This window comes from Ancylobacter vacuolatus (assembly GCF_030813595.1).
In the GTDB taxonomy this organism is placed as follows: domain Bacteria; phylum Pseudomonadota; class Alphaproteobacteria; order Rhizobiales; family Xanthobacteraceae; genus Ancylobacter; species Ancylobacter vacuolatus.
Genome location: NZ_JAUSUH010000007.1, coordinates 150,445 through 167,855 on the forward strand (window position 1 = coordinate 150,445; position 17,411 = coordinate 167,855).

The window sequence follows — 17,411 nt, forward strand, 5'->3', positions numbered from 1 at the left end:
CTCTGACCCAGCTCACATCACCGCGCCGATCTGCCAGGGCACGAAGTCGGCGTCGCCATAGCCGAGCCGCTCCGACGTGGTGCGCTCGCCCGATGCGACGCGCAAAAGGGCGTCGAAGATCTCTCGGCCCTTTGCCTCAAGCGACACGCCCTCGAGTATCTCTCCACAGTTGATATCCATGTCGTCGGGCATGCGGTGGTACATCTCGCTATTGGTCGCAAGCTTGAGCGACGGCACCGGCTTGCAGCCAAATGCCGAGCCGCGCCCCGTCGTGAAGCAGATGAGGTTCGCTCCCCCAGCTACCTGACCGGTGGCCGAGACCGAATCGAAGCCGGGCGTGTCCATGAACACGAGGCCGTGCGTGCACACCGGCTCGGCATATTCATAAACGGCCTGGAGCGGAGCCTGGCCGCTCTTCGCGACGGCGCCGAGCGACTTTTCCAATAGGGTGGTGAGCCCGCCCGCCTTATTGCCCGGAGACGGGCTGTTGTTCATCTCGGCACCGTTGCGGGCGGTGTAGTCCTCCCACCAGCGCAGCCGCTTCATCAGCCGGTCTCCGACGCCCGGAGACGCCCGGCGGACCAGCAGATGCTCGGCGCCGTAGATCTCAGGGGTCTCGGAGAGGATTGACGTGCCCCCGTCGCGCACCAGCAGGTCCGAGGCGAAGCCGAGCGCGGGATTGGCGGTGAGGGCGGAGTAGCCGTCGGAGCCGCCGCATTGCAGGCCGAGCATGAGTTCGCTGGCCGGGCGCGTCTCGCGCCGAGCGCAAGCTGCGCGCGGCAGCATCTCGCGGATGGTGCCCACTAGCCGGTCGACGGTGCGGCGCGTTCCGCCGGTCTCCTGGATCGTTAGCGTCCGGAAACCGTCGCTTTCCTCGACCCCACATTCCTGCTTGATCCGGGCGATCTGCAGCACCTCGCAGCCGAGGCCGACCATCACCACGGCGGCGAAGTTGGGATGGCAGGCGTAACCCCACTGGGTCCGGCGCAGGACCTCGTAGCCTTCGCTCCGCTCGGCGAGGCCGCAGCCCGTGCCGTGAATGATAGGTACTACGCCGTCAATGTTCGGGTAGGCGTCCAACATCCCCGAGCGGAGGAGCGTGTCTGCGGCGAACCGGGCGACGGAGGCGGCGCAGCTCACCGAGGTGAGAATGCCGATGTAGTTTCGCGTGCCGGTACGTCCGTCGCGGCGGCGATAGCCCTGAAAGGTCGACGGGACCCCGAAGGCAGGCTGGTCGATCGCGAATATGGCCGGGCCAAAGTCGGTATCGGGCAGAGCGGTCGAACTCACATTGTGGACATGCACCCAGTCGCCGGGGGCGATGTCGGCGCATGCCAGACCGATCGGCTGTCCGAACTTTATGATCGGCTCGCCGATACCGATCCGGCTCAGGGCCATTTTGTGCCCGCGCGGAATCTTGTCGCGGGCCAGTACCCCGCTGGCGCGGTCGCCGGGCTGGATAGCGTCCACCGCGACGACGAGATTGTCGGCTCCGTCGAGCCGAAGGATGCGCGGCTCTGCCCGAAAGGAGGATAGGGATAGGTCGCTCATCGCCCGCCGTTCAGTTTGCCTTCTCTAATATGCTAATATATTAGTGTGGACATGCCAACCATGAAGTGCCCGGAGCCGCGGCTCTCCTCATCCTCGCTTCCCGGAACCCCGATGCGGGCCATCCCGGCCTCCGCGCGGATCTATGAACTGCTGCGCGAGCGCATCGTCGGCGGCGCGATGCCGCCGGGCGCCTCGGTGTCGGAGAAGGAACTCGCCGAGCGCTACGGCGTCAGCCGCACGCCGGTCCGCGAGGCGCTGCTGCGCCTTGCCGACGAGCGGCTGATCGACATCTTCCCCCAGCGCGGCACCTTCGTGTCGCATATCAGCGTCGAGGCGCTGCGGGACGGCATGGTGATCCGCGAGGCGCTGGAGCGGGTGGCGGTCCGCCACGCCGCCGCGAAGGTGACGGATGCCGACATCGCGGAGCTGCGCCTCATCCTCGACCGGCAGCGGGCGAGCGAGCAGGCCAGCGACTGGGCCGGCTTCCACGCGGAAGACGAGGAGTTCCACCGGCGCATCGCCATCCTGTCCGGACATCCCAATCTCTGGCGGGTGGCGCGGCAGGAGAAAGTTCAGATCGATCGCTGTCGCGTGCTTCATCTGCCCATCTCCGGTCGCCGCGAAATGGTGATGGCCGAGCACCGCGCGATCCTCGCCGGCCTCGCCGCGCGCGATCCCGATGCCGCCGACCGGGCGATGGCGGAGCACCTGGGCAATGTGCTGCCGGGCCTCGACGAATTGCTGCGCGCGCGTCCCGACTATTTCGACGCCGATGCGCGTACCACGTCCGAGGGCGAGCCGGCCGCCGTGCCGCTTCGTGCCGTGCGGCGCAAGGACAGGCCCACGCGATGAGTTCGCTGCCAAGGCCCCCGGTGTCACAGCCCCCGGTGCTACGGCCCTCGGTGCCAAGGCTCTCGGCGGCGTCGCTGGGGCGGCTTCCACCGGGCGCCGCGCGTCCGGCCTATGATCGCGCCAGCCAGCGCGTCGGCATCGTCCATCTGGGGATCGGGGCGTTCCACCGGGCGCATCAGGCCGCCTTCGTCGACGACTGCATGAGAGCCGGCGAACGCGACTGGGCCATTCTCGGCGCGAGCCTGCGCTCGCCGGAAACGCGGGACGCGCTGGCACCGCAGGACGGGCTCTACACGCTGGTCGAGCGCGACGCGGAAGGCGAACGCGCGCGGATCATCGGCTCGGTATCGCGCCTGCTGGTCGCGCCGGAAGCGCCGGACGCCCTGCTCGAGGCGATGAGCGCGCCGCAGGTGCGGATCGTGTCGTTGACGGTGACGGAGAAGGGCTATTGCCATGATCCCGCAACCGGCGAGCTGCACGAGGACCATCCCGACATCCGGCATGACCTCGCAATGCCCGGCCTGCCGCGCAGCGCGCCCGGATTCCTGGTCGAGGCGCTGGCGCGCCGGCGCGCGGCGGGCATCCCGCCCTTCACCGTCCTGTGCTGCGACAATCTCCCGGCCAATGGCACGCTCGTCCGGCGCATCACCAGCCGGCTGGCCGGTCTTCGCGACGCTGATCTCGGTCACTTCATAGCCAACGAGGTGGCGTTCCCCTGCACAATGGTCGATCGGATCGTCCCGGCGACGACGGAGGCCGACCGCGACGCCGTGGAGGCACGACTTGGGGTCGCCGATGCATGGCCGGTGGTGACCGAGCCTTTCCGGCAGTGGGTGATAGAGGACCACTTCGCCGGCGGCCGTCCGCGCCTTGAAGAGGCGGGTGCCCAGCTTGTCGCCAATGCGGCTCCCTATGAGACGATGAAGCTGCGCCTGCTGAACGGCTCGCACTCCTCGCTGGCCTATCTCGGCTCTCTCGCCGGCCACGAGACGGTGGCGCAGGCAATGGCCGCGCCAGGCTTCGCCGCCTTCATTCGCGGGTTCATGGACATTGAGGTCACGCCAACGCTGGACGTGCCCGCACACGCCGATCTCGCCGCCTACAAGTCCGCGCTGCTCCGCCGCTTCGCCAACCCCGCGCTGCATCACCGGACATGGCAGATCGCCATGGATGGCTCGCAGAAGATTCCCCAGCGCCTGCTGGCGACCATCCGCGCCCGCCTTGCCGATGGCGCGCCGATCTCGCGTCTCGCGCTGGCGCTGGCAGGGTGGATGCGCTTTGTGAGCGGCATCGACGAGCAGGGCCGCGCGATCGATGTGCGCGACCCCTTCGCCGGACGCCTGCGCGCGCTCGCCGATGCGGCGGGGCCGTCGCCGGAGGTGCTAGTTTCGAGCCTGCTCGGCATGCGCGAGATCTTCGATACGGGCCTCGCGGCCGATCCGCACCTCGTCCGCGCGGTCCGCGAGGCGCTGTCGACCCTTTACCGGATCGGCGCCGGGCGCGCCGTGGCGCAATTTGCAGACAAGCCGGAGGCAGGACGATGATACAGGGCTGGCGCTGGTTTGGCCCGAGCGATCCCGTGACGCTCGACCACGCCCGGCAGGCGGGGGCGACCGACATTGTGTCGGCGCTCCATCAGGTGCCACCGGGCGTCGCCTGGACCCGCGCGCAGGTCGAGGAGCGGCGCGCCATCATCGAGGACGGGCCCGGCAACCGGACGCCCCTGCACTGGTCTGTCGTCGAGAGCATCCCCGTCGCCGATGCGATCAAGCGCGAGGGGCGCGCCGCGCGCGCCGCCATCGACGCCTGGATCGCCAGCCTGGAAGCCGTGGCCGCAGTCGGGCCGCGCGTGGTCTGCTACAATTTCATGCCCGTGCTCGACTGGACGCGCACCGATCTCGACTGGCCGCTGGCAACCGGCGCGACGGCGCTGCGTTTCGACCAGAACCGTTTCGCCGCCTTCGACCTTTACGTGCTGAAGCGGCCGGGTGCGGCGGCCGATTATGACGAGGCGCAGCAGGCGGCCGCGCGGAAAGTGGCCGATGCGCTCAGCGATGACGACGTCGCCACCCTCATTCGCAATGTGCTGGCCGGCCTTCCCGGCGGCACCACCAAGGGGCTGGGCCTCGACGAGTTCGGCGAGCATCTGGCAGCTTACGCCGCGATTGATGCCACGCGGCTGCGGGCCAATCTGATCGCCTTCCTGGAGATCGTCGCCCCGGTCGCGCAGGCGCTCGGGGTGAAGCTGACGATCCACCCCGACGATCCGCCGCGCCCGCTCTTCGGGCTTCCGCGCGTCGCCTCGACGGCGGCGGACTTCGCCGCGCTGTTCGCCGCCGTGCCCTCGCCCGCCAATGGCCTGTGCTTCTGCACCGGCAGCCTCGGCGTGCGCGCCGACAATGACCTGCCGGCAATCGTCGAGCTGTTCGCCGACCGCATCCACTTCACCCATCTGCGCGCCACGCGCCGCGACGCCGACCAGCTCGGCTTCCAGGAAGCCGATCATCTCGACGGCGATGTCGACATGCCGGCCGTGCTCGCCGTGCTGATGGCGGAGAACCGGCGGCGGGGCGAGGACGAGAGAATCGTGCTGCGTCCCGACCATGGGCACCGCATGCTGGCCGACCTCGCCACCGACGAGGTGCGTAATCCCGGCTACACCGCCGCCGGGCGGATGAAAGGGCTGGCGGAGCTGCGCGGCATCATGCGCGTGCTGGACCGGCTGCCCGACGCGGCGCTCGCCGCCTTCCGCTGACGGACAAGGGCTTCAACAGGAAAGGCCGCGCTTCCGGATCGGAGGCGCGGCCTGTCTTTTAGCGGCCGTCGGCTCAGGCGGCGGACTTCTTCACCCGGGCGACGATCTGCGTCGGGTTGACGAAGCGCAGCGCCACGATCAGCCAGATCAGGGTGCTGAGCATGTAGATCACCGCCATGGCGTCGATCGACTGGCCGGCCCGCACGCCGGCGGCGAACACCGAATAATACAGCGCCACGACCAGCGTCTGGCTCGACGGGCCGGCGGTCAGAAAGGTCAGTTCAAACATCGACACCGTGCGCACCATGGCGAGCAGCGTTGCCGCCAATATGCCGGGCACCAGCAGCGGCACCAGCACATGGATGAACAGCCGGCCGGTTCCGGCGCCGAAAACCCGGGCGGCCGCTTCGACCTTGGGGTCGATCTGCTCGATGAACGGGATCATCAATATGACGGTGAACGGCACGGTCGGCACCAGATTGGCGACGATGACGCCCCACATCGTACCGGCGAGGCCCACCTTGTAGAGCACCGTCGCCAGCGGAATGCCGAAGGTGATGGGTGGCACCAGCAGCGGCAGCAGGAACAGCACGATCACCAGCGGCTTGGCCGGGAAGTCCCGACGCGCCAGCGCATAGGCTGCCGGCACACCGATCAGTGCCGAGAGCAGCACCACCGCGCCGGCGATCTGGAAGGTCACCAGCAGCACGTCGCCGAGCTGGAATTCTTTCCAGGCGGAGGCATACCAGCGCAGGGTGAAGGCCGCCGGCAGCCAGGAGCTGAGCCAGCGCGTGCCGAAGGAATTGATGACGACGGTCGCGATCATCGCGAGGACATTGACCACGAAGAAGATGACGAAGGCCCAGACGAGCGTCCGCCACAGCCGTTCCAGCGCGCTTTCCATGGGCTCACCCTTTCCCGCCGCCGACCGGGCCCTTGTAGAAGAGCCCTCGCGCCGTCAGCACCAAACCGACGAAGCCGAACTGCACCACCGCCATGATCATCGCGATCGCCGAGGCGTAGGAGTAATCATACTGCTCGAACGCCGCCTGCGCGGCGGCGAACGAGATCACCCGCGTCTCGCCGGCCGGCGCACCCAGCATCACCGCCGAGGGAAACACCGAAAAGGCGTCGACGAAGGCGAGGCAGAACGTCACCGCCAGCCCCGGCACGATCAGCGGCAGCACGATGTGACGAAACCGGCTCCGGGCGCGCGCGCCGAGCGTGGCGGCGGCCTGTTCCAGCGCTGGGTCGATGCCGGATATCATGGACAGTGTGAGCAGGAAGGTGAAGGGGAAGCCGGTAATCACCAATGATATGAACACGCCCCAGTAATTGTGCACGAGGCGGATGGGGTGATCGATCAGGCCGATGAGGATGAGCGTGCGGTTGAGCCAGCCCTGCGGGCCGAGATAGTTCAGCAGCCCTTCCGCCACCAGCACCGTGCCGAGCGTGATCGGCAGCACGAGAATGGTGGTGAGCAGGCGCTGGCGCTTCATGTGCCGCACCTGCATCGCCACCGGCACCGAGAGCGCGATGTTGAGCAGCGTCACCGGCAAGGCGAGCCGCAGCGTCAGCCAGATCGTGCCGTACATATAGGGGTCGGAGAAGAACTTGCTGTAGTTGCCGAGCCAGCCCCCCTCCTTCGGCGCGAAGGACAGCAGCAGCCCGTAGACGAAGGGGTAGACGAACAGCAGCACCACGAACAGCGCGGCGGGAAGGAGGAGCAGCGTCACCCCGTCAATGCCACGGTCGGCAAGGGTGCGCCGGCGCGGGCGGCGGTCAGCGCTCATCCCACGCCCCCCGCCGCATAGACCAGCGTCCGCTCGGCCGGGGCGCCAAGCCGCACCGCCGCGCCGACGCCAAGCGGCTCATCGGTGCGGAAATAGAGTTCAGCGCCGCCCGGCCCGGTCGCCGTGCCGTAATAGGCCTCGCCGCGATATTCGAGCCCGGTCACCTCAGCCTGGATCGGCCCATCGGCCATCGGCACGAGATCGGCCGGCCGGATGGCGACGACGACCCGCTCGCCCGCGACATCCACCGCCTGGCCGCGGATCGTGCCGGCAAAGCCGCAATCGACCTCGATCTCCTCGCCCGCGCGGCGCACGAGCCGGCCGGGCAGGGCGTTGCGGAAGCCCATGAACTCGGCGACATCGGCATGCAGCGGCCGCCGGTACAGGTCCTGCGGCGTTCCGATCTGCCGCACCTCGCCATCGCGCAGCACGACGATGCGGTCGGCGAGCGAGAGCGCCTCATCCTGGTCATGGGTGACATAGATCGTCGCCGAGCCGAGCAGGCGGTGGATGCGGCGGATCTCCGCCCGCATTTCCAAGCGCAGCTTGGCATCGAGATTGGACAGCGGCTCATCCATCAGGACGAGGGGAGGCTCCACCGCGATGGCGCGGGCGATGGCGACGCGCTGTTGCTGCCCGCCGGAGAGCTGGCCGGGAAGCTTGGCGCCCTGGGAGGTGAGACGCACCACGTTCAGCGCCTCGTCCACCCGCCGCTCGATCTCCGCCTTCGGCACGCCGCTCATCTGCAGGCCGAAGCCGACATTGCGGCGCACGCTCATATGGGGAAACAGCGCGTAGTTCTGGAACACCATGCCGAAGCCGCGCTCCTCCGGCTTCAGCGTGTCGATGCGCTTCTCGTCGAGCCAGATGGCGCCGTCGCTCAGCGACAGAAGCCCGGCGAGGCAGTTCAGCGCCGTCGACTTGCCGCAGCCCGAAGGGCCGAGCAGGGCGATGAACTCGCCGCGCTGGACGGTAAGGCTGATCTCCTTCAGCGCGTTGTGCGCGCCGAAGTTCCGGCTCATGCCGTCGAGCCGGAGCTCGCGAAAGCCGGCGGATGCTATCGCCATCGCGCTTCAATCCTGCTGGTAAAAACGAGGGTCAGAGCCTTCCGGCGGGCCGCGCGGACGCGGCCCGCCGGATGCACGTCACTTCTTCATCTTCGCCGCGCCGATCTCGCGGTCCCACTTGTCGAACATCGCGACCAGGGGCTTGGCATCGAGCGGGGCTTCGGTCGGGTTATTGGCGATCAGGCCGGCATATTCGGGCCGGCCGAACTTGGCGATGGTTTCCTGGCTTTCCTTCGGCGCCATGTCGAGCGTCACGCCCTTGATGGCCGGGCCCGGATACATGTAGCCATGGTCAAACATATAGGCCTGCTGCGCGGGCTTGAGCAGGAACGCCATCAGCTCCAGCACGACCTTGAGCTTTTCTTCGGAGATTCCCTTGGGGATCGCCATGTAATTGGCGTCGCCCACCCAGGTGAAGTTCTTGAAGGCGCCGATCTTATACTCTTCCGGCACGATGCCGAGATAGCGCGGATTGATGTCCCAGCCGGTGGTGGTGGCGATGATGTCGCGCGTGCCGTTGGCCAGTTCCTTCATCGAGGCGGTGGTGCCGGCGGTGTAGTATTCGATGCAGGTGTCGAGTTCCTTCAAGTAAGCCCAGGTCTTGTCCCAGCCCTTGATCGGGTCCTGCGGGTCCTTGTCGCCGAGCAGATAGGGCAGGCCCATCACGAAGGTGCGGCCGGGGCCGGAATTGGCCGGGCGGGCATACATGAACTTGCCCGGATTGGCCTTGCAATAGGCCAGCAGCGCTTCCGGCGTGTCGGGCAGTTCCTTCACCCGGTCGGGGGCGTATTCGAGCAGCGGGCCGGACGGATACCAGTCGATGACGAAGGCTTCGCCGCGGGCCATTTCCTGCATCAGATAGGCGCCGGGGATGTAGAGTTCCTTCAGATTGGGGAACTTGTCGGCGTATTTCGGCAGGATCTGCAGCCACAGGCCCTGTTCCATGCCGGCGGCGAGCGCGTCATTGCCGGTGAGCACGAAGTCGATATCGACCCGGCCGGCTTCCTGCTGCGCCTTCAGCTTGCCGGCAAGCTCGGGTGCCGTCGCCTGGGTGAAGATGAACTTCGAGACCAGCTCGGGATGCGCGGCCTGGAACTTTTCGAGCGCCGGCTGGCTGACCTGGAGGTCGCCGGCGACATCGATCACGCTGATCACCACGGGCTCGGCCATGGCACCGAAGCTGGTCGCGACGAGCAGGGCGCCCGCGGCCAGCAGGCTGGATTTCCAACGCATAAGGGACATTTGTTCTCTCCACTCTGGTTGTTGTCGGCGATCGGCACTGAAAGGTGCGGACTCAGGCGTTCGCGGCTGCGGTCTTCTTGCTGAGACGGCTTGCGGCGGCGCTATCGAGGAAGGCGTGGCAGGCGGGGTGCTGCTGGAGGATGGATGCCGGCCACATATTGGTGACGGGACCTTCCAGCACATGCTGCACCGCCTCGGCCTTGCGCTCGTCCGGGACGGTGAGGACGATGAGGCGGCTGGAGGCGATGCGCTGCACCGTCATCGAGATCGCCTCAAGCGGCACGTCCTCAAGGGTGGGGAACCAGCCTTCGCCAAATTGCTGGCGGCGGCAGCGTTCTTCCAGCTCGACCACCTTATAGGCGATGGTCGAGGTGAAATCGGCGGGGGGATCGTTGAAGGCGAGGTGGCCGTTCTCTCCGATCCCGGCGAACATGACGTCGATCGGATGCGCGTCGAGTTCGGCATTGATGCGGGCCAGCTCGGCGTCGAGATCCGGCGCGTCGCCGGCAATGAAATGGAAGGCGCCCAGCGTCGGCAGCCGGCCGGTGAAGCGCTCCTTCAGATATTTGCGGAAGCTGGCCGGGTGGGTCTCCGGCATGCCGATATATTCGTCGAGATGAAAGGCCGTGACCTTCGACCAGTCGATGCCGGGCGCGGCGACCAGCGCCTCAAGCATCTCGAACTGGCTCGCGCCGGTGGCGATGACGACATTGGCCCGGCCGCGCGCGGCGATGGCCTCGCGCAGGGCGGCCGCGCCGAAATCGGCCGCCGCCTTACCGTTCGCCGTCTTGGTCTCATAGAGGTGGATGTCGATCATGATCACTTCCTGCTGGACGGATCGGGCTCGGCCGGCGCCCTGGCCTTGGCCGAGGGCCGGCGCGACGCACGGATGGTTTGGGCCGGCGCGCGGGCCGGCGTTCGCGCCGGAGCCTGGGCGGGGGCCGGGCCGGTGGAACCGCGGATGACGAGCTCGCCCGTAATGACGTGGCTGGCGGTCGGCGGCGCGGGAGTGGCGAAGCCGTTGAGCAGCAGGTCGACGGCGTTGGCGCCGGCGATGGCGCAGCGCGCGTTGACGCTGGTGAGCGGGGGATAGGTGGTGGCGGCGATGATGTCGTCGCAGCCGACCACGCTGAAATCACCGGGCACCGACAGGCCGCGCTCGGCCAGCCCGGCCATGATGCCCTGCGCCACCACGTCGTCGACCGCCAGCGCGGCGGTGACGCCGGCTTCCATGAGGGCGGCGACGCAGTCGCGCCCCGCCTCATGGCTCGGCCGGCCGGCGTCGATCTGCACCACGCTGAGCCCATGGGCGGCGCCGGCGGCCGCGACGGCACGCGCGCGCTGCTGGCTTGACCAGGAGGAGCGCGGCGCCCCGACATAGGCGATCGCCCGGTGGCCGAGCCCGGCCAGAAGCGCGACGGCGGCGGTGAAGCCCGGGCCGGTGTCGACCAGCACGCGGCCGATCCCCTCAAGGTCGCGATTGATCACCACGACCGGCTTGCGGGCGGCATGCTTGCGGATGAGCGGCTCGTCGAGGCGGGGGGAGGCGAGCACGAAGCCGTCCACCTGCGCCGCGAGCTTGCCGAGCAGCACGTCCTCCAGATGCGCGGTTTCGTCGGAATCGCCGAGGAAGGTGGCGTAGCCGCGCTTGTAGGCCTGCGCCTGCGCGCCGCGCATGAGCGCGGAGAAGAAGGGATTGGCGACGTCGGGCAGGATCAGCGCGATGTTGCCCGCGCGGCCGGTCGAGAGCGCCCGCGCCACCTGGTTCGGCACATAGCCGAGACGCCGGGCCGTGCCGAGCACCTTCTCCACCGTTGCCGGCGTCAGCAGCTCCGGCTGCGAAAACGCCCGCGACACCGTCGCCTGCGACACGCCGGCTTCACGCGCGACGAGGCGGATGGTGGGGGCGGGCCGATGCGAGGGCGCGTTGGTCACGTTTTCTCACCGATGAAACCGGTTTCATGCTGAGAATGAAACCGGTTTCATTTGGTGTCAATGGCGTTTTGACGTGCGGGGGTAAATCGCCCTTGCCGGCGTTGGAAGGGGGGCACCGTCGCCGGCACCCCCCTCACACGCACTCAGACTCACCAGGAGAAGCGGATGCCGCCCCAGAGCTGATGGTTATCGCTGCCGCTGCCCAGTTCCGCGTCATAGCTGGCGAACAGCGTGGCGTTGTCCATGATCTGCGCCTGCGCCCCGATGCCGATGAGGGCGCTGTCGCGCGGCTCCGGCGCTCCGTACACGGTGAACGACGCCCACGGCGCGGCGGAGAAGGCGGCGGTGAACGGGCGGGTGGCGTCGCCGAACTCGTGCACCCAGCCGAACCGCGCGCGCAGCTCCGTCGCGATGCCGCCAATATCCAGCCGGGTGCTGATGTCGGCGCCCAGCGTGGTGCGCACCGAGGTCAGCGTCTGCCCGCTCGCGGTCAGGTTGAAATCGCTGAAGCCGGTTTCGGTGAAGCCGCCCTGGTTGAGGCTCACCACCTGCAGCCGGCCGAACGGCGTGATCGCGCTGGTGGAGCTGGCGTCGAATGGGAAGCGGTAGCCGGTTTCGATCTGGCCGAGGAACTGGTTGGAGGAGGAAGCGCCATTGGCGATGCCGAAGACGCCGGGCACCGCGATCTTGCGCTCCAGCTCATTGCTGGCATAGGCGTAGCCAAGCAAACCGTCGACATAGAGCGGGCCCTCCACGAAGGAGCCATGCAGGGCGACGCTGCCCGCCTGCGTATCGCCATCGCCCATGAAGCCGTCGACCGACTGCGAGCCGCCGACATAGGCGCCGGCGATGCCGATCTGCACCCGCGGATCGACCCGGTAGCCGATGCCGAAGGCGGTGCCGCCCAGCGCATAGGAGAGATCGGCGGCGTTGCCATTGCCGTCGACGCTGCCGGTGGTGCCGATGCCGCTGACCCAGCCGCTGAAGCGGGACTGGCCGTCGAGGCCGGGCGCATCGAGGGCGACGCTCTGCACGCCGCCAAAGGCCGCGCCGCGATCATTCGCCATCTGGCGGCCGACCGTGTTCATGAACAGCTGGCTGGCCCGCATGTTCACCGTGGCGAAGTCGGCATAGGGCTGGCCGCTGAGCTGCTGCAGCGCGGCGGCGCCGGAGCCGACAGGCACATTGGCGAGCGCGTTGATGAGGCCGGGAGCGCTGCCGCTGGCATTCACCAGATCGAGGACGCTGCCCACCGCCTGCTGGTTCGCCGTCACACCGGCGGCCCGGAAGGCGTCAGCGGCGAAATCGAGGGTGAGGTAGAGGTTCTGCGGGTCCGAAAACAATTCGGGGGAAAGGAAGGCGGTGCCGCCCGTGATCGAGTCGAAATGCGCCGTGCCCCCGCCCTCGGCGGTGACGATGGTATAGATGGTGCCGGGCGTGTAGTCGCCGGGCTCCATGATGACGCTGAGGGTGCCGGCCTTGATGGTTGCCGTATGGCCGGCACCGATGACGATGACGCGGTCGCTCTCGCCCTCGGCATTCACCTCCACCACCATCTCGCCATCGTCGAATTCGAAATCGCCATTGATCGTGATGTGGCCGATGGAGTTGCCGGGGTTGATCTTGCCACCCTTGTTGGTGACCTTGCCGTTGATCCGGCTGCTCCCCTCAAGCGTGCCACCCCTGTTGACCGACACGTCGCCATTCAGTGTGCCATTCACGGAGACGAGGCCGCCATCTTCGATATTGGTGCCGTTGCCGGCGCTGTTCAGGATGCCCTTCAGGGCAAGGGTGCCATAGACAGTGGTGCCCTCACCGGCCGTGTTCAGGGTGCCGTTCAAGACCAGCGTACCGGTATTGATCGTGGTGCCGCCAAGGGCGCTGTTGGTGCCATTGAGGGTCAGCTTCCCCTTGCCGTTCTTGGAGAACTCGCCTTCACCTTCGATGCCGCCTGCGTAGGTGCCGTCGACAGTCTCCTTGAAGGTCAGCATCGCCCCTTCGGCGACATGGAGCTTGCCGACGAGGTTCTTGCTCGAGCCCTCAAGAGTACCTTGCTGCACATCGAAGGCGTAGCCGTCGCCTAGCGCCTTGAACCTGGTCTCGCCTGTCAGCTCCAGATAGCCTGCGCCGGTCTTCACAACCGTGCCGTACCCTGTCTCGGTGCCGAGGCCTGTGATGTTGCCCTCAAATTCGCCGAGGACTGCATCTTGCTGGAAGACGATCGAGCGGGCATTTGTATTGTTCGCGTTGTAGTCGAAGATGATGTTGCCCTTCAGCGTGTCGGTGTTGCCTATGATGGTGCCGCCGCTGTTGGTGATGCCGGCATAGGTGCTGGTGCCGTTGAGCACGAGCGTGCCGGTGCCCAGCAGGCTGAGGATGGTGCCGCTGATCGCGCCCGTGAGGGTGAGCGTGGTGCCACTGTCGAGCTGGAACCCGCCGCCCGGGACGCCGCCAAGTTTGATGGCGCGCGCGATGGTAAAGCTCTCGGTCGCCCAGAGATGGCCGTTCTCGGAAAGCTCCAGCCCCGCACCCGCCGCACCCAGCTTGGCGTCGGAGGCCACCTGCAGCGTGCCGGCGCGCACCGCCGTGCCGCCCGTGGCGTTGTTGGTGCCGGTGAGGTTCACGATCCCGCCGCCGGACTTGATGAAGGTGCCGTTGCCGCTGATGGTGCCGGCATAGACCAGCGGATGAAGCGCGGAGGAGAGCCCGCCCGAACCGACGATGTTGAGATTTCGGGTCATCGTCAGGTTGGGTGCGGCATCGGCCGTCGTGCCGACGACGCCGCCATTCTGCAGTGTGATCGCCTGACCGGCCGTGCCGAGATTGGCGTCGGTGGTGAACAGCGCCTGGGCGTTGGCGCCGATGACGCGCAGGCCGCCGGTGAAGGTGTTGTTCGCCGCCAGAATGACGGTGTTGCTGTTGACGTCCAGCTGGCCGGCGCCGCTAATCACGCCGCTCATCGTCGCGACGGCGTTGTTCGGGGTGGTGCCGCCCGTTGCAGCGAGGCCGCCGATGCCGGTGATCGTGATCGCCTTGTTGAACGCGGTCGCGCCGGTGCCCAGCATCAGCGTTCCGCCGTTGAGACCGAGGGTCGACGACGGGCCGAAATTGCTGGCGGTGGTGGTAACGAGGGTGCCGCCGCCCGTGACCGTGGTGGCGCCCGCGATGGTGCTGGTTGCGCTCAAAGCGAGCTTGCCCGCGCCAGTGACGTTGACCGAGCCGGTGCCGGTGATCGCCCCCGTATAGGTGCCGTCGAAGGACTGATCGAAGATCAGCGCCGCATTGTTCTCGATATTGCCGGCGAGGCTCTTGCTGTTGCCCTGCAAGGTGCCTTCCTGCACCTGGAATTCCGCCGTGCCTGCGACCTGGGACGTGAAGTTGCTTTCGCCCGTCAGGGTGAGCTTGCCGGCGCCGGTCTTGACGACGTTGCCGAGCCCCGGGGTCGAGCCGGTGCCCCCGATATTATGGATGAACGTGCCGTCCGTGGCTTGCGCGAAGACCAATTGGCGGGAAGTGGTGTTGGAGGCGTCGCTGTCGAACCGGACGCCGCGCCCGAAGGAGGAGGCAGCCCCCTGAAGGGTGCCGCCATAGATCGCGAAGCCCTGGTTCGTGTTGGCGCCGGTGACAATCAGCGTGCCCTGACCCGTCTGGCTGAGCACACCGCCGGTGATCTGGCCGCTCAGGCCGAGGGTCGTTCCCGCCCCCAGTTCGACCCCGCCCCCGCCCGTGCCCACATTGACGGCCCGTGCGCTATTGAAGGACTGGGCTGCCACGAGGCTGCCGTTGTTGGAGAACGCCAGACCGCCACCGACGTCTCCAAGCCGTGCGTCGGAGTCAATCTTCAGTTTGCCGCCATTGATCTGTGTTCCGCCGGAATAGGTGTTAGTGCCGCTGAGTTCGACGACATTGGCACCGCTGACGACGAGAGCCCCGCTGCCGCCAATGGCGCCCTTCCAGTTCACGGCATGCTGCGCGCCGGTAATGCCGCCGGTGCCGGTGAGCGTCAGGTCGCGGTTGGTGGTGAAATTCGCCGCCGCATTCGCCGCCGCGCCGATCATGCCGCCGTTTGACAGGTTGACCGCTCCGGCGGCGCCGAGATTGGCATCGGCGGTGAACAACGCCGTCGCACCGCCGGTGACGTTGAGCCCGCCGGTAAAGGTGTTGCTACCGGCCAGAGCGACGGAGCCAGCCGTGATGTCCAGCGCCCCGGCGCCGCTGATGACGCCGCTGAACGTCGCGATGCCGCCACTGGAACCCAGGCTGCCCCGGTTCGTGAGCGTGATCGCGTTGGTGAGACCGACCCCGCTGCCAAGCAGCAGCGCGCCATTATTGAGAGCGACGGCGCCTGCACCCGCGAGACTGTTGGCGGCGGTGAGTTCGAGCGTTCCATTGCCCGTCACCGACGTCATCCCCGTATAGGTGTTGGCGCCGGTGAGCGTCAGCTTGCCCCCGGTGAGCGTCAGCGCGCCGGTGCCGGACATGATGCCGGCATAGGTCCCATCGGCGGTCTGATCGAACACCACGCTGGCATTGTTGACGATGGCCCCCTTGAGGCTTGTCGCATTGCCACGCAGCACGCCGCCGCTCACCGTGGTGCCGCCGGTGTAGCTGTTGGCGCCGGTGAGGGTGAGGGTGCCCGCGCCGGTCTTCACCAGCCCCCAGCTGCCGGCATTGGCCCCGGTGCCGCCGAGACCTGTCTGGTCGGTGATGGCGTCGGAAATCGTCTGCGTTTCTCCCGCAGCGGAGGAGAGACCAAGAGTGCCGTTTCCGGCGAGGAACAGGCCGGCGCCAGCGGCGCCGCCGTTCGCGCCAGCGGCACCGCTAATCCCGCCGGCTCCCGCCCTGCTGCTGCCGCCCGTTCCGCCCGCGACAGTATTGTCCGAAACTGTCAGCGTGCCGGTGACGGAGAGCGTGCCGCCATCCTGAACGAAGATGGCACCGCCCATTCCCGCGCCGCCGCCGCCACCACCGTTAAACCACGTGTAGCCGCTCGTAGGCGGCCTGCCCGCGCCGCCGTTACCCCCGAGAAATCCGCCGGTGCCAATTTTTGCATCCAGGGAGCCGCCGCCGCCGCCGCCGAACCCGCCATTGCCACCTTTTGCCTGACTTCCACTGCCCCCGCCGCCAGCGCCCCACTGGCCATTGCCGCCATTGCCGTCGCCGCCCCCGATGGGGCCGCCCTGCCCAACGCTGCCGCCTGTGGAGGCCTGCCCGTTGCCTGCATTGGGGCCGCTGCCGCCACCGCCACCGCCCTGGGAGGTGGTGTCTCTACCATCAATGACACCAACGCCACCGTTGCCGCCGACGGCACTGTTGTTCTTCAGGACCACGTTGCTGAGGGTTACGTTCGCTGCCGCGCCGACAAAAAGTCCGGCGCCCGTGCCCGCCCCGCCACCGCCGCCACCGCCGCCATTTCCGCCACTCGTGCCCTTGGTGGTCAGGTTGGACAGATCGAGATTCTGGATCGTCACCGTGCCGGACTGGACATAAAGGCCGTTGGCGTTCGCCCCTTCCTTGCCCAGCAGCTTGTGGCCGTTGCCATTGATGGTGACATTGGTCGTGATGACGCCGGCCTTGCCCTTGCCGCTCAGCTCGATATCGGCGGTGAAGGTGATCGTGTCGCCATTGGCCGCGCGGGTAACGGCGTCGGCAAGCTGGGCCTCGTTGGCGACATTGAAATTCGCCGCCTGCGCCGGCGTCGCGGCAAGGCCGAGCCCCAGCGCGAGCAGCAGCGCGGGCAGCGTGCGGGCAGCGCCCGAGGAGAGGCCCGTCTGGCCGAGCCAGGCCTGCGCGCGCAGGTGGTGGCGACGGACGGGAGCAACTGGAGCGGACATCGGCATATTCCCATGAAACGGTGAAAGACGAGGCCCCGCGCTTCCTGTTGCGGAAGCGGCAGGGCGCGGGTCTGCTGTCGCGGCGCAGGCCAGCGCCCCGCGGTCGAAGGGATGGAGAGGGTGAGTACCTGCGGCGCCGCCACCGATCCGGTCGGACGTCTCGGACCGATCCAGCGATCCGTGCCGGCGGGCGCGCGATCGGTTACACCGGTCGCGCCGTGTTCAGAGCCGGACATGCACGCGGCACCTTCGCCCCGCCCCGGGCGTGACGCCGCCCGCTTGTCGCCACGGCTACGCCCGGCCTTCCGCTTCTTGCGCGCATTCCCCACCCCATTCTGCCATTGACGGCCCCTCACATTGAGGGTCGATGATCCGCATTCAC

The 17,411-nt window shown here is 67.8% G+C and carries 11 protein-coding genes; 3 read left to right on the plus strand and 8 right to left on the minus strand.

The window, feature by feature from the left end; all coding sequences use genetic code 11:
- Positions 1-12: 12 nt before the first annotated feature.
- Positions 13-1,551, minus strand: coding sequence for a UxaA family hydrolase (locus tag J2S76_RS15930; RefSeq protein WP_307061866.1), 1,539 nt, complete (start codon positions 1,549-1,551; stop codon positions 13-15).
- A 111-nt stretch (positions 1,552-1,662) separates the two neighbouring features.
- Between J2S76_RS15930 and J2S76_RS15935 the strand changes: the two genes are divergently transcribed.
- Genes J2S76_RS15935 through uxuA form a run of 3 tightly spaced genes read left to right on the plus strand, consistent with a single transcriptional unit; the run spans position 1,663 to position 5,158 of the window.
- Complete coding sequence (locus J2S76_RS15935; protein WP_307061868.1) at positions 1,663-2,403, plus strand: GntR family transcriptional regulator; 741 nt, start codon at positions 1,663-1,665, stop codon at positions 2,401-2,403.
- A 20-nt stretch (positions 2,404-2,423) separates the two neighbouring features.
- Positions 2,424-3,947, plus strand: a complete 1,524-nt coding sequence (locus J2S76_RS15940) for a mannitol dehydrogenase family protein (RefSeq protein ID WP_307061870.1) — start codon at positions 2,424-2,426, stop codon at positions 3,945-3,947.
- On the plus strand, positions 3,944-5,158 hold the full coding sequence (gene uxuA, locus J2S76_RS15945) for a mannonate dehydratase (RefSeq protein ID WP_307061872.1): 1,215 nt from the start codon (positions 3,944-3,946) through the stop codon (positions 5,156-5,158). The genes J2S76_RS15940 and uxuA overlap by 4 nt, the downstream gene beginning before the upstream one ends.
- A 73-nt stretch (positions 5,159-5,231) precedes the next feature.
- On the opposite strand, the gene J2S76_RS15950 is transcribed toward uxuA, so the two are convergent.
- The 7 genes from J2S76_RS15950 to J2S76_RS15980 form a co-directional block, all read right to left on the minus strand.
- Positions 5,232-6,062, minus strand: coding sequence for an ABC transporter permease (locus J2S76_RS15950; protein ID WP_307061875.1), 831 nt, complete (start codon positions 6,060-6,062; stop codon positions 5,232-5,234).
- A gap of 4 nt (positions 6,063-6,066) precedes the next feature.
- Positions 6,067-6,951 carry an ABC transporter permease gene (locus J2S76_RS15955; RefSeq protein ID WP_307061877.1) on the minus strand — a complete coding sequence of 295 codons (885 nt, stop codon included), beginning with the start codon at positions 6,949-6,951 and terminating at the stop codon, positions 6,067-6,069.
- Positions 6,948-8,018 carry an ABC transporter ATP-binding protein gene (locus tag J2S76_RS15960; protein ID WP_307061879.1) on the minus strand — a complete coding sequence of 357 codons (1,071 nt, stop codon included), beginning with the start codon at positions 8,016-8,018 and terminating at the stop codon, positions 6,948-6,950. The genes J2S76_RS15955 and J2S76_RS15960 overlap by 4 nt, the downstream gene beginning before the upstream one ends.
- Positions 8,019-8,096: 78 nt before the next feature.
- A complete protein-coding gene (locus J2S76_RS15965) occupies positions 8,097-9,260 on the minus strand; it encodes an extracellular solute-binding protein (protein ID WP_307061881.1) in 1,164 nt (387 codons plus the stop codon).
- A gap of 52 nt (positions 9,261-9,312) precedes the next feature.
- A complete protein-coding gene (locus J2S76_RS15970) occupies positions 9,313-10,077 on the minus strand; it encodes a glucosamine-6-phosphate deaminase (RefSeq protein ID WP_307061883.1) in 765 nt (254 codons plus the stop codon).
- 2 nt (positions 10,078-10,079) lie between these two features.
- Complete coding sequence (locus J2S76_RS15975) at positions 10,080-11,195, minus strand: LacI family DNA-binding transcriptional regulator (protein WP_307061885.1); 1,116 nt, start codon at positions 11,193-11,195, stop codon at positions 10,080-10,082.
- A gap of 149 nt (positions 11,196-11,344) precedes the next feature.
- The gene (locus J2S76_RS15980; RefSeq protein WP_307061887.1) at positions 11,345-17,029 is read right to left on the minus strand and encodes an autotransporter domain-containing protein; all 5,685 of its coding nucleotides are present in this window, start codon (positions 17,027-17,029) and stop codon (positions 11,345-11,347) included.
- Positions 17,030-17,411 lie beyond the last annotated feature (382 nt).